This is a genomic window from Methyloterricola oryzae, from assembly GCF_000934725.1.
GTDB lineage: Bacteria > Pseudomonadota > Gammaproteobacteria > Methylococcales > Methylococcaceae > Methyloterricola > Methyloterricola oryzae.
In genome coordinates, this window is sequence record NZ_JYNS01000008.1 from 1 (window position 1) to 13,282 (window position 13,282).

The 13,282-nt window shown below is 61.5% G+C and carries 9 protein-coding genes and 2 tRNA genes; 7 read left to right on the forward strand and 4 right to left on the reverse strand.

What is annotated here, in order from left to right; translation table 11 throughout:
* Positions 1-388, reverse strand: a 388-nt coding sequence (locus tag EK23_RS11830) for a methane monooxygenase/ammonia monooxygenase subunit C (RefSeq protein ID WP_045225592.1), incomplete at its 3' end; no start/stop codon positions are given.
* Positions 389-746: 358 nt separating this feature from the next.
* Between EK23_RS11830 and EK23_RS23310 the strand changes: the two genes are divergently transcribed.
* Positions 747-1,046, forward strand: coding sequence for a c-type cytochrome (locus tag EK23_RS23310; protein ID WP_045225593.1), 300 nt, complete (start codon positions 747-749; stop codon positions 1,044-1,046).
* Between the two features lie 19 nt (positions 1,047-1,065).
* Complete coding sequence (locus tag EK23_RS11840) at positions 1,066-2,322, forward strand: NAD(P)/FAD-dependent oxidoreductase (RefSeq protein WP_045225594.1); 1,257 nt, start codon at positions 1,066-1,068, stop codon at positions 2,320-2,322.
* Positions 2,323-2,344: 22 nt separating this feature from the next.
* Here EK23_RS11840 and EK23_RS11845 read toward each other — a convergent pair whose 3' ends face one another.
* Both EK23_RS11845 and EK23_RS11850 read right to left on the reverse strand, forming a co-directional pair.
* Positions 2,345-5,974: an HAD-IC family P-type ATPase gene (locus tag EK23_RS11845; RefSeq protein ID WP_082054143.1), complete on the reverse strand. Its 3,630-nt coding sequence runs from the start codon at positions 5,972-5,974 to the stop codon at positions 2,345-2,347.
* Positions 5,975-6,050: 76 nt separating this feature from the next.
* Complete coding sequence (locus tag EK23_RS11850; protein ID WP_045225595.1) at positions 6,051-6,638, reverse strand: DUF4202 domain-containing protein; 588 nt, start codon at positions 6,636-6,638, stop codon at positions 6,051-6,053.
* Positions 6,639-6,765: 127 nt separating this feature from the next.
* Between EK23_RS11850 and uvrC the strand changes: the two genes are divergently transcribed.
* The 5 genes from uvrC (at position 6,766) to EK23_RS11875 (ending at position 10,790) form a co-directional block, all read left to right on the forward strand.
* Positions 6,766-8,610, forward strand: coding sequence for an excinuclease ABC subunit UvrC (uvrC, locus tag EK23_RS11855; protein ID WP_045225596.1), 1,845 nt, complete (start codon positions 6,766-6,768; stop codon positions 8,608-8,610).
* Between the two features lie 3 nt (positions 8,611-8,613).
* Positions 8,614-9,183 (forward strand): CDP-diacylglycerol--glycerol-3-phosphate 3-phosphatidyltransferase, encoded by a 570-nt coding sequence (gene pgsA, locus EK23_RS11860; protein ID WP_045225597.1) that lies wholly within the window; start codon positions 8,614-8,616, stop codon positions 9,181-9,183.
* A 42-nt stretch (positions 9,184-9,225) separates the two neighbouring features.
* Positions 9,226-9,301: transfer RNA gene (locus tag EK23_RS11865), tRNA-Gly, on the forward strand.
* Positions 9,302-9,357: 56 nt separating this feature from the next.
* A tRNA-Cys gene (locus EK23_RS11870) sits at positions 9,358-9,431 on the forward strand.
* 318 nt (positions 9,432-9,749) lie between these two features.
* The gene (locus tag EK23_RS11875) at positions 9,750-10,790 is read left to right on the forward strand and encodes a TolB-like translocation protein (protein WP_045225598.1); all 1,041 of its coding nucleotides are present in this window, start codon (positions 9,750-9,752) and stop codon (positions 10,788-10,790) included.
* A gap of 394 nt (positions 10,791-11,184) precedes the next feature.
* Here EK23_RS11875 and EK23_RS11880 read toward each other — a convergent pair whose 3' ends face one another.
* Positions 11,185-13,119: an IPT/TIG domain-containing protein gene (locus EK23_RS11880; RefSeq protein ID WP_082054144.1), complete on the reverse strand. Its 1,935-nt coding sequence runs from the start codon at positions 13,117-13,119 to the stop codon at positions 11,185-11,187.
* Positions 13,120-13,282: the final 163 nt, after the last annotated feature.

Genomic DNA, 13,282 nt, shown 5'->3' on the forward strand with positions numbered 1-13,282 from the left:
AGGTGCCGTCCTGCTCGGTGAAGTAGGAAGCGCCCCAGTAGATGGCCCACGCATAGGCAAACAGCCAGATCAGGTGGGTCATGTTGCGACGCAGCTCTTCACGCGGGGTGATGGCAGCCAGGTTGCGGTCACGGGTCTTCCAGATGTAGCCCCACAGGATGGATGCCGTGGTAACCTCGAGGACGATTTCCGTGTACAGGAAGTTCATCCAATAGGTTTCGAATTCCGGAGCGAAAGAGTCAAGGCCAGCGGACCAGCCATAAACACCTTCGTACCAACGAACCCACATGTAGAACACCGTGTAGATGGTGAACGCGAAGGCAAGCCACTTCTTGTCGAGAAGCGGCTTATCTGCGACGCTCACATCGCCGATAGCGGTTGCAGCCATAGTGCTTTACCTCATTGTCGAAATTAACATTGAATGCTGCTCATGACTCGGAAGTCGCGGCAACCCTCTCTGCGTTCTTCCCTGGCACGGCAAACCCTGACAAGGTTCGCCCCCCTGGTCCCGAGGTGTGCGACACTTTGTCACACCCCCCTACCCCTGTCAAGACGACAAAACCACGAATTTTTGTTGCCATTTTCCAACGGCGGCTCGGTTTCCGACGGCGATTTCCGGGCACGGGGCGCGCATGCGCTACCCAGTGATCGGCTTCGTTTTTATACTGGCAACCTTCGTGCTGGCATCATGCAATTGGCTGATACCGGCGCCTGCCAATTGCTCACGAGGGGTTGCTACCGAGCTCATGACACGCACAATTCTTTTTCTCTTATGCCTGTGTTCTCAGGCGCTCGCCGCACCAGCACCCGGTGCGCGCCCGGCCGCCGCCATGCTGGCGCGCGCTTGCTCCGGTTGCCACGCTGCCGTTGACGAGCGAGCAGGCCCGGCGGTGCGGTCATTCTCAGGCATGCGGCGTGATCAGTTCCTCGGGGCCATGCGCGGATTCAAGTCAGGAGAACGCCAATCATCCATCATGAACCGCATAGCCAAGGGCTATCAGGACGCCGACTTTCAGGCCTTGGGAACCTACTATGAATTACCCTGACCGGCGGTCGGCGACACCCATGAACCGTCGCCAGTTTCTGGCGGTCTCCGCGGCGCTCGGATTAAGCGCCTGCAGCCATGGCCTTCGCTCCAGCCGTAACGCGGCTAAAGTGGTGGTCGTCGGCGGCGGCTATGGCGGCTCGACCGCAGCGAGGTATCTCAAGCTGCTTGCGCCTGAGATTGATGTCACCCTGGTGGACCCGGAACCGGCCTACCTCTCCTGCCCAGGATCCAACGAAGTGCTTGCCGGTTGGCATGACATGGCCTGGCTGCAGCGATCCCGAGACAGACTCTCGTCCCGGTTCGGAATTCGCTTGATAAGGTCCAGTGCCGCGTCCATCGACACCACATTCAGACGTGTCCGCCTGGATGATGGAACCGTGCTCGCTTACGACCGCCTCATCCTTTCGCCCGGAATCGCCATGCGCTGGGATGCCCTTGAAGGCTATGATCAGGCCGCCGCGGAACTGGCGCCTCACGCCTGGAGGGCCGGCCCACAGACCCAACTGCTGCGCAGCCAAATCCAAGCCATGCCGGATGGCGGTGTGATACTAATCTGCGTGCCAGCCAATCCCTATCGCTGCCCGCCCGGCCCCTACGAGAGAGCCTCGTTGATCGCGCATTTTCTGAGTCGACGGAAACCGCGGTCCAAAATCATCATCCTGGACGCCAAGACCCAGTTTTCCAAGCAGGCCCTGTTTCAAAAAGGCTGGAATGATCTCTACCCGGGGCTCATCGAATGGATTTCATCTGAAAAGGAGGGACGCATCGACCACGTCGACGCGCAACGTCGTATCGTTACCACCGAATTTGGGGAACACCGGGCCGCGGTCTTGAACGTAATACCGCCTCAAAAGGCGGGCGCCATTGCCGAGCGAGCGGGATTGACCGACGTCAGCGGCTGGTGCCCGGTAGATCCGCGCAGTTTCGAATCCACGTTGCAGCCTTGCATACACGTGATCGGTGATGCCTGTATTGCGACGCCGATGCCCAAATCCGCCTTCGCCGCCAACTCACAGGCGAAGGTCTGTGCAGCCGCCGTAATTGACTTGCTGGCCGACAAGCGCCCCGGCCTTCCGGCACTGATCAATCACTGTTACAGCCTGCTCGCGCCAGACTACGCGATTTCCATCAATGGTGTGTACGAATACACGGAGGAGACGCGTGAGCTTCTAGCTGTTGCCGGAGGCGAGACCCCGATGGATGCAGACCGTCAGGAGGAAGCCCGCTTCGCCCATGATTGGCTGAGGCACATCGCCGCCGATAGCTTCTCCTGAAGTTTTCCGGCCGACGCGCTCATCAGCCCCCACCGATACGGCGCGGCGATTCATCGTGGGCAAATGAAGCCGGATCCTCCAGAGGCTCCAGGTGCGTGACGATGGCAATGTCGCCCAGACGCCCACGCACCTCTCCCTCCATTTCCTCCGCCAAGTCATGGGCTGCCTTGACGGTCATTTCGCCGGGAATCAGCATGTGCACTGTCATGAAACGCTGCGTCCCGGATTGCCGCGTGCGCAGATCGTGAAACTCGACGCCTCGCGCGTTGAATCGCCGCAGCACCTCGTCGATGATGGCGTTTTCCGATTCGGGCAAGGTGGCGTCGAGCAACCCGGAGGCCGAACGGCGCAGCAACGAGAAACCCGCCCACAGGATATTGGCCGCGACCAGCATTGCGATGATGGGGTCCAGGACCTGCAAGCCCGTCAACCATACGGCAAGCAGGCCAGCGACGACGCCAACGGACGTCCACACATCGGTCAGCAAGTGCCTGGCGTCCGCCTCTAGCGTGATCGAGCGATAGCGCTTACCTACGTTCAAAAGTACCCGCGCCACCATGAAGTTCACCAGCGAGGCCAGCGTGGTGATCAGTAAACCCACGTCCAGCGATTGAAGCTCGCGCGGATTCAGGATGCGATCATAGGCGATGGCGCCAATTCCGGCTGCGGCTAGCACGATCAGCGCACCTTCCATACCGCTGGAAAAATATTCGGCTTTGCCATGCCCATAATGATGGCTGGCGTCCGGTGGTCGCGCCGCCAGCACCAGCATGGCCAGTGCCATCAGGGCCGCCATCAGATTGACGACGGACTCCAGCGCATCCGAAAGCAGCCCCACCGAGCCTGTCAAATAGAAAGCGCCGGTTTTCAGCGCGATGGTCAAGACCGCCGCCGCGATGGACAGCCAAGCAAAGGGCGTGAGGTTATCGGCACCACGGTGGCGCCAGGCCGCGCCGATGCGGACCAGCCACTTCTCAGCTTCCACCACCACGAACAGAACCAAGCCAAAAGCCAGGGTCCGGTGCCAGGCCACGAGGTCCATGGCCTGGGTCTTGAACAGGCCCTGCATGGCCGGGACATAGGTGAAAGCCGCTTGCAATCCCAGCAAGGCCAGGATCGCCATGGGCACATAGCGGTTGCCGCCAAAAGCGCGCGGCCGCAGCGCCGACGCGACGATGTAGCGGCTGTTGAACAGATAGAAGATCTCCCCCATGACCAACGCGTTGACAGCCGCCGTGCGCGCCAGTTCCAGGGTGGCGCCCTGCTGCAGCTCGTACATGAAGATCCCGAGCAAGCCCAGAACTAGCAGCAGGGAAACGAAGGCCACCCGCCAGGTGAGGAACCAGTCCAGCAAGGGCGCATCCGGCGCGCGCGGCGGGCGCTTCATCACCCGATCTTCCGGCGGCTCGAAGGCCAGCGTCAGGCACAGCGTGACCGCCGTCACCATGTTCACCCAGAGTATCTGCAAGGGCGTGATCGGCAGTGTCAAACCGAACAGGATGCCCGCCATGACGCCGCCGGCCTGTCCAAAACTGACCGGCAAAATGTAGACCAGCGCCTTGCGCAGATTGTCGTGGATGGTCCGGCCCTCCTCGACCGCATGGGCGATCGAGGCGAAATTGTCGTCTGCCAGAACCATTGCCGAGGCCTCCTTGGCCGCTTCGGTCCCCTTGCGCCCCATGGCCACCCCCACATCGGCTTGCTTTAGGGCGGGCGCATCGTTGACTCCATCCCCGGTCATGGCCACGATGTGGCCACTGCGCTGCAAGGCATTCACCAGCCGCAATTTATGTTCGGGACTGGTCCTTGCGAAAATGTGCGCATCGCTGGCCGCCTCGCAGAGAGACGCCTCGTCCATGGTTTCGATCTCTGCCCCGGTTAGCACGGCCGCGCCACGCCCAAGCCGCAACTGTGTGCCGATCGCAGCCGCCGTTACAGCATGATCGCCGGTGATCATCTTCACCTGGATGCCCGCATCGTGACAGCGCGCCACCGAGCGGCGCGCCTCGTCCCGCGGCGGGTCCATCAAGCCGCACAGACCGAGCAGGACAAAGCCGCCCCCCATCTCAGCCTCGCTCAAGGCCGCTGGCAGCGCGTCCAGCCGTTTCATGGCCACCGCCAGCACACGCTGCCCGTGCTGCGCCATACCGGTGATGCGCTCCAGCCAGCTCTCACGCTCGAACGGCACCTCTGCACCGCCGCGGCGCGCCCAGCGGCAGCGGTCGAGCACCGCCTCCGGCGCGCCCTTGAGCAGCACCGTGGCCGCTCCGCCTTCTGGCAGCGCATGCAGCGTCGCCATATAGCGGTGTTCGGATTCGAACGGGATGACATCGAGACGCGGAAAACGGGCTCGCTCAGTCTCCAGGTCCAGCCCCGCCCGATGCGCGAAGCTCAGCAAGGCCCCCTCCGTAGGGTCGCCGTTCACCCCGAACCCGTTCTCAACCCGGATCAAGCGAGCGTCATTGCACAACAGCACCGCGCGCGCCAGCTCTTTCAGGGCCTCGTGGTCGGGAACCGAGCCCGCCTCCGGCGTCACCTGCCCATCGGGATCGTAACCATTGCCCGAAACTTCGAAGCGGCTATCACCTGCGACAACGTTGCAGACGGTCATCTCGTTGCGGGTCAGCGTACCGGTCTTGTCCGAGCAGATCACCGTCACCGCGCCCAGGGCCTCGACGGCGGGCAACTGGCGAATGATGGCATTGCGCCTGGCCATGCGCTGCACGCCCACGGCCAAGGTGATGGTGACGATGACCGGCATGCCTTCGGGCACGGCGGCCACGGCAATACCCACCACCGCCATGAACATCTCGTTCCATGCGGTGCCTCGCACCAGCCAGCCAAACAGGAACATGCCCGCCGACATGGCAAGAATCACCACCGTCAGCCAGTGTCCGAAGGCCGCCAACTGGCGCTGCAGAGGCGTATCTGGCGCCTTCACCTCACTCAGCATGGAGCTGATGCGGCCAAGCTCGGTCTTTTCACCCGTGCGGACGACAAAACCCAGTCCTCTCCCACTGGCCACCAGGGTGCCGGAATAGGCCATGCATGTGTGGTCAGCCAGCACCGTCTTGGCCGCGACCGCAGCCACGGACTTTTCCACCGGCGCGGACTCCCCGGTCAAAGGCGCCTCGTCGATGTTGAGATTGCGCGCTTCCACCAGTCGCAGGTCGGCGGGCACCTTGTCTCCCGATTGCAGTATCACGATATCACCGGGAACCAGGCTCTCCGCCGCCACTTCCGCTTGCTTGCCGTCGCGGCGCACCGTTGCCGAGGGTGAAAGGAGATCGCGAATGGCGGCCAGGGCGTCCTCGGCCTTATCCTCCTGAATGAATCCGATCAAGGCATTGATCACGACGACGCCCAGGATGACGCCGGCATCCACCCAGTCGGCCAGGAAAAAAGCACCGGCAGCCGACACCAGCAACACGTAGATGAGGACATTGTGGAACTGCAGCAGAAACCGGAACCAGGCGGAGGGTCGTTTCGGCGGGGGCAGCCGATTGGGCCCGAAGCGGCTGAGTCGGGCGGCGTATTCCGCTTCGCTAAGACCGAGCTTCGGGTTGGTTTCCAATTCAGCAGCGGCTTGTTCAGGCGAAAGCGCGTGCCAAGCCGGTCCAGACTGCGCTTTTTCGTCAACTGCCTCGCTCATGCCTCATCTGCCTTGAATGTAGGGACTTCGGAGGGGGACCCCGCCATAATCATGGCCGATGGCCGACTGCGCATGCCTAAGCTGCCAGTGCTTTGCCGACCAGGACGGCCAAGTCGTCCGGCAATTTCATTTTCAGCGCGCGTGCCCTGGCCGCGTCGGACATCTTGCGCCAGGTCTTGCGGACGATATCGATCAGCTGCGCCTCGTCCCGCGCTTGCGCAAAGGCTGGGAAGTAATGTTCCAAAAAAACCAGGCAGGCGACGTCCTCAATGACCTGCACATCCGGCTCCTTGCGCAGCCCTTGCTTGCCCACCATGCGCCGCACCGCCTGGACGGTCTCATCGTCAACCCCCGCCTGTCGCAGGAGCGCCTCGGCCTGATCGGCATGGAAGCCGTACAAATAGGTGCGCCAGCGATGATAGCCCTCCCGCGTCGCGGGATAGTCTGCACGCGGCACCTGCCAGCGCCGCACATGCTGGGCGCGAGCCGCCAGTTGCAAGGCTTCCCCAGCATCGGGCCTGAACCCGGCCAGGCATACGCTCATACGTTGCCCATATAAAAGTTCCTTGGGAACCGCTTGGCCATCCGAGTATTCGACGTTGGGGTCCTCGGCATTGGCCGCATCGATGAGCGCGATGGCCCTTTCAAACTGTTCCGACTTCATAGCCTCATGCGCGTCAATTAGTCAAAATGTCGCCGCCTCGATCGTCAAAGCCCCACGCCTAGGCGCTCTGGCTGGCCTCGCCGTCTTTCCGCATTATAATGCGCCTTTCGCCCCTGTGCCCCGCACCATGAGCCACAACGATACTCCCGTCGGGGAAAGCTTCGATGTCCAGGCCTTCCTGAAAACGCTGACCCAGCGGCCCGGCGTCTACAAGATGCTCGACGAGGGTGGCGAGGTCATCTACGTGGGCAAGGCGAAGAACCTCAAGAAACGGGTGTCCAGCTACTTCCTGGCCCGTGACGCCACGCCCAAACAGCAGGCCATGGTAGCGCGCATCGCCCGCATCGAAGTGACCGTCACCCACACCGAGGGCGAGGCGCTACTGCTCGAAAGCCAGTTGGTAAAGCGCTTTCAGCCGCGCTACAACATCACCCTGCGCGACGACAAAAGCTTTCCCTATATCCATGTCTCCACCCACCAGACCTTTCCCCGAGTCAGCTTTTACCGTGGCGCGCGCAAGAAGCAGGGCCGTTTCTTCGGCCCCTACCCCAGCGCCGGCGCCGTGCGGGACAGTTTGAAACTGCTGCAGAAGATCTTTCCGGTGCGCCAGTGTGAGGATTCCTATTTCAAGAACCGCTCGCGACCTTGCCTGCAATATCAGATCGAGCGCTGCACGGGGCCCTGCGTCGATCTTATTGAGCAGGAGACCTACGCCGAAGATGTGCGCGACACCCTGATGTTCCTGGAAGGCAATGGCAAGCGCCTGATCGACGAACTGGTGGGACGCATGGAGCGTGCGTCCGCCGCACTGCAATTCGAGAAGGCGGCTCGTTACCGCGACCAGATCGCCAACCTCCGCACCATCCTGGCCAAGCAATCGGTGACCGGCGAGCAGGGTGACCTGGACATTGTCGCCTGCGCCATCAAGGGTTCGCTGGCCTGCGTTCAAATGCTGTTCATCCGCGGCGGACAGCAGATCGGCGACCGTTCCTTCTTCCCCCGGATGGCCGAGGAGCACGATGCCGCCGCCGTGATCGAGGCATTCCTCGCGCAGTATTACCTCAACCGCCAGGTGCCGCGGGAGATACTGGTCAGCCACGATCTGGAGAATCGTGAATTGTTGGAGGAAGTGCTGGCCAATCAGATCAAGCACCCGGTGCAGATCAGCCCGCGTACCCGTGGGGAGCGTCTAAAGCGGGTACAACTCGCCCTCACCAATGCGGAGAACGCCCTGCAGGCGAAACTGGCCAACCAGGCCGATCTGTTCGGCCGCTTCCTGGACCTGGGGGAGGCGCTGGGATTCGAGGACGCGCCGCGCCGACTGGAATGTTTCGACATCAGCCACACTCAGGGCGAACGCACGGTGGCCTCCTGTGTCGTGTTCGACCGCCAGGGCCCGGTCAAGTCCGCTTACCGCCGCTTCAATATCGAGGGCGTGACCGGCGGCGACGATTATTCCGCCCTCGCTCAGGCGGTGGGGCGGCGCTACGAACGCATTCGCAAGGGCGAATACGAAGCGCCCGATGTACTGCTCATCGACGGCGGCAAAGGGCAAGTAAGGGCGGTCGAAGAGGCCCTGAAAGAATTGGGCATGGATCACATCTATATTTTGGGCGTGGCCAAGGGCCCGGATCGCAAGCCCGGCATGGAAATGTTGTTTCCCCCGGGCCGCAACGAGCCTATGCTATTGCCTCCCCACGCGCCGGCCCTGCTGCTGATACAGCAGATCCGTGACGAAGCCCACCGCTTCGCCATCACCGGGCACCGCCAGCGGCGAGCCAAGGCCAGGAGCCAGTCGACACTGGAGTCCATCGAAGGCCTGGGGCCCAAGCGGCGGCAGCAGTTGCTGAAGCAGTTCGGCGGACTGCGCGAGATCAGCCGCGCCGGGGTCGACGCTTTGTGCAGCGTAGACGGCATCAACCGGCAACTGGCGCAACGCATTTACGAGACCTTTCACGAACAGGACGCCTGATCTATGGAGTTCAACCTGCCCACCTATCTGACCCTGACGAGGATCGTCCTCATCCCGGTCCTGGTGGCCCTTTTCTATCTACCCTGGCACCTGGCGCACTTGGCGTGCGCCGCGGTCTTCGGCCTCGCCGGCCTCACCGACTGGCTGGACGGCTACCTGGCGCGCAAGATGAGCCAGACCACCCTGTTTGGCGCCTTCCTCGATCCGGTGGCCGACAAGCTCATGGTGGCAGTGACCCTGGTGCTGATCGTACAGGCCGACCCCAATCCCTGGGTGGCGATCGCTTCAGCCGTCATCATCGGCCGGGAGATCACCATCGCCTCCCTGCGCGAGTGGATGGCGGAAATCGGCCAGCGCAAGCGGGTGGAAGTGTCCTGGCTGGGTAAATGGAAGACCACGGCGCAGATGGTGGCCATAGTAATCCTGTTGCTGGGCATGGACGTCTGGCAGGACTCCCTGCGCCAGATTGGCCAGGCCTTGCTGGTCCTCTCTGCCGTGCTGACCCTGTGGTCCATGATCCAGTACCTCCAGGCCGCCCTGCCAGTTCTGACAAATCCCAGACGCGAGCCTTGACACAAAAATCTGAGCCCTTATAATGCTCGTCATTGAAAGCAAGCGGGAATAGCTCAGTTGGTAGAGCACAACCTTGCCAAGGTTGGGGTCGCGAGTTCGAGTCTCGTTTCCCGCTCCAAATTATTGAAAAGCCGCGAATTTTAACCGCGGCTTTTTACTTTCAAGCTCACTCTCGGCTGAGTGGCAGAGTGGTCATGCAGCGGCCTGCAAAGCCGTGGACGCCGGTTCGATTCCGACCTCAGCCTCCAATCCCTCGTTTTTTTCAAAGTCTTCGCGCGCTTCGTTACGTGTAGCTCTCGTGGACGTGTTCGAGTACCGCTGATCATTACGGGCGGCCGGTCTTTGGCGCATACTTGCTAGGCCCATGGTAGCCATGGGTGTGTCTTCAATCGCCCGTTTCAACTGAGCGCGGCCGTTTTCTTCCTTCTCGCCCCCCTGATCGACCCATTTCGGCTCGAATCCACTTTATGTCGCGGCGATAAATCAGGAGAATATTAGCCGGTACTAAATGGTGTCCGCGTCGGGTAAGGCCGGGGTGGAGGATTTGAGGAAATCGGGACGTGAAAATGAATCATCGAACTGCCTGCTTTTGTTCTGTTTTGCTGGCGCTCCTGCTGGCGCAAGGGGTTGCCTACGGCATGCCCGGAATGTCCATGACCGGTGGAGCCGGCACGGAACCACCGCCGACGTCCCATCCCATGGGTGGCGGGCTGGAATCCCCGGGATCGAATTTCGAGATCACCTACAGCACCGACGGCAAATCCGCCCTCTTCACGTCGACCCGCCCGGGCAGTATCGAGTCGGGCACGCCTTACAATTTCGACGTCTGGATGTCCCAGAACGTGGATGGTGTCTGGCAACCGCCTGTCCCGCTAGGCCCTGGAATCGATCCCGCACTCGGGCCAAACATCAATACGCCCGCCTGGGAATTGGAGGCGAGCTTTTCCGATGACGGCAATCTCATCTACTTCACGCGCTACGAGGCAGGCAACCTTTCTACCGGCGATCTCTATGTAGTGGAGAAGCGCGATGGCGCCTGGCAGACGGCACGCAACTGGAACGAGGTGCCCGAGTTGCCGCCCCTCAATACCCGGACCGGCGAGGAACATTGTCCTATCATCGCCTCCGACAGCCTGATCTATTTCAACTACCAGCAACCCGGCGTGACCCAGGACAGCGATATCTGGAAAGTGGAGAAGAAGGATGGCATCTGGCAGAAACCGCAGAGCCTGGGGCCCCGGATCAATTCGCCCTATCGCGATCACCTGCACTGGACCGGGCTTTCCAGGGACGGCAAGAGCATGATCGTCACCAGCAACCGACCCGACCTGGGCTCGCGCGGCGGGCACGACGAATGGATCGCCTACCAGAATTTGAAGGGTGAATGGCAGGAGCCCTTGAACCTGGGGGATTCCATCAATACCGCCGGTGAAGACATGTGCTGGACCTTTACCCCTGACGGCCAGCAATTCACCGGGGGTTGGGGACCACAGGGTAGTTTCGATTTCAGCCCGCGCTGGGTGAGCAAGCATGATATTCCCCTGCTGAAGCAATTCGAGCCGGTGGGCCCGCCGCCCAATCTGCTCCTCGCCAGCCGCGCGAGATAAGCCAGCCGCAGCCCCGTTCGGATCGGTTTGCGCAGGCTGCGGCGGGGCTTCGCTATTTCGAGGTCAGAAACCGGGGTGGCGTCGATCCCGAGGCGATCACCCACGCCCTGGCGGAAGCGTTCAGAAAGTCTTTCGGTTCCGACCCCATGCAATATCCGATGCAGGCCATCCTGTTCGAGACGGTAAAGCGCTGACGCCAACGAAGCCCCGGTGCGCCTGGTTTGGTGACGGCCGCGCTCAGCCCCGGTAAAGCGTGCCTTGATCGGCTGGGCGCACTGCATGCTTGCGGGAAACTCAAAGCGGATATGGGAAGGCATGGCAAAGTGGGCATAGAAGACAGACTTTGCAGCCCAGTCCAAGACGGGGAAGCCGGGAACGCCCTTCCTGTCAGCCCTCAATCATCCGTAGGGCCGTCATGGCAGGTGTAACAGCCAACCTGCTCACCCTTCTTGATGGTGCGCGTGCCCTTTTCCTCCACCGTGTAGCTGCGATCGGCCACCGCAACGGATAGTACACTGCCGCGGAAATCCTGGCCGTGGCAGGCGCTGCAGGCGGACAGATTGTGCTCGGCATAGTCCTCGTGCCCGCTCACCCAGCGCTGGTCGTCTACCGGATGCATGCCGTGGGGACCGTCAAGCCCCATGGGCACGGCGTCTTTGCGGTGGCACGTGGTGCATTCCATAAGCGTGCCGGAATGACCTTGAACGTGCTTGGCGGCGACATTGTCATTGGGATTTTTCAGGTCATCCGTCGGCCAGATGGCATGGGTGCTGCCGTGACAGCCTTCGCAGGCGATTCCTCCATGCCCCTTGCTGTGCCGAAATAGCTTGCCGGTGTTCTCGGCGAAAATTGGGTTCAACGCACTGCGCGGCGTGGCGGCCGTATCTACCGGGTCATAGGCCAGATAGCGGCGAATGCCGTCCGCAGCCAGTTGGCCTGCGGCATGCTGATTGGCATCCCCCGTGTGGCAGGATTCGCAGCGTGGCTCGTCAACCCAGGGACGGCGCAAACCACCCTCGCCGCCGCCTGTTTTCAATGCCTCGGTGCCGCCCACCGCCTGCATGTCGCCATGACAGTTCTGGCAAGTGACTGTTGCGGTCATGGCGCCGCGCAGACACTCGGTGCTTCGCCCCGGATGGCATTCATAACACGATTGCTGGGCAGCCTCCACGACCGGCTGTCCGGGGAGATCCGGCTCATCCTTGGCGCCCTGCATCTTGCCCGCGTGATAGGCATGCATCGCTTTGGACATACTGGGGTGAGCCTGCTGCGTGGGATTCGGTCCCGCGCCAGCCAGATCCAGGGCCGGAGAATAGTGGCAAGCGGCGCACAGCACCGGCTTGTCCGCCTCCAGATGTGTCCCTTCCTTGGCGTCATGCAGTTTGAGGACATTCAAGCGCGCTGAGTTCTCGGGATCACTCCCGGCCGAAGCCCACTCTATGGACGGGTCGTCAGCCGCTGCCGCCCCTTGGGAGTGACAGGTTCGGCAGGTCGTTTCCTCCGACACCGGCAATACCGCATCGACCGAGGCAACTGCCGCGCCCCCTGATTTGTCATAGGCGGTGACGCGCATCAGGGGATATCGGTTCTTGAAGCCCCCGTCATCGACGGGCAGGATGGGTACGCCTTCCGCGGAAAACAGATCAAGACCGCTGTTCCAGCCAAATACGGGCGGCGCATCGGCGGGCGCGTCGGCGGGCATGTAGAGCCCCTTTAAACCCTGGCCGGGCAGCAGATCGGCACCGTAAAGCGATTTGGCGTATTCCCAGAAATCCGTTTTCCCGAGGCTGGTGGAGTTGATGGAGCCGGAGGCATCGGAAACCGCTGAGTAGCGCAGGCTGACTTGTGATTCGTCAAGCAATCTGGGGCGACCATCGGCGTCCTGAGCCAGTACTTGGGCATTCACGACATTGTAGGGCGGGAGAATGGAGAACACCTTGAACGATTCATCCACGCAATGCATGCCCAGGTCGTTGTTTGCGATGACCTTGGCCCCGCTGAAGGTGCTCGCCTCCGAATAGGCGAAAATGCGGGGCTTGCTTAAGCCGTACCGGCGACTCTTTATCCTGAGCTTCACCGAACCCTTGCCCTTGGGCACCGTCGCGTCGATGCGGGTATCCGACCAATTCTGGACCTTGGCCTGCCGGCTGCCGAAAAGTAGCCTGCCCTTGCGGCCGAAGTGACTGCCTGTTACGGTAATTCCGACGCCGCTCGCCCCGCCCTCCGGGGAGATCGCATCAATGACAGGCTTTACTCGCGCGGCCTCGGCGCACCCTGCATAGCCGAGTGTAATGGTAAGGGACAACACCAGAATGTGCCGTAAAGTCATTAGGGGAACCTCAAACAATGGCGTCAGCGAACCAAGAGACCGCTAATAAATATTAGCATACCCTAACATGCTGTTATAACCGGAGTTCGTATCACTGAAAGCACATTGCGAGGAACGAGGTGCATGCAGCCCAGCCAAAAGCGACCGGAACACTGAATTGGGA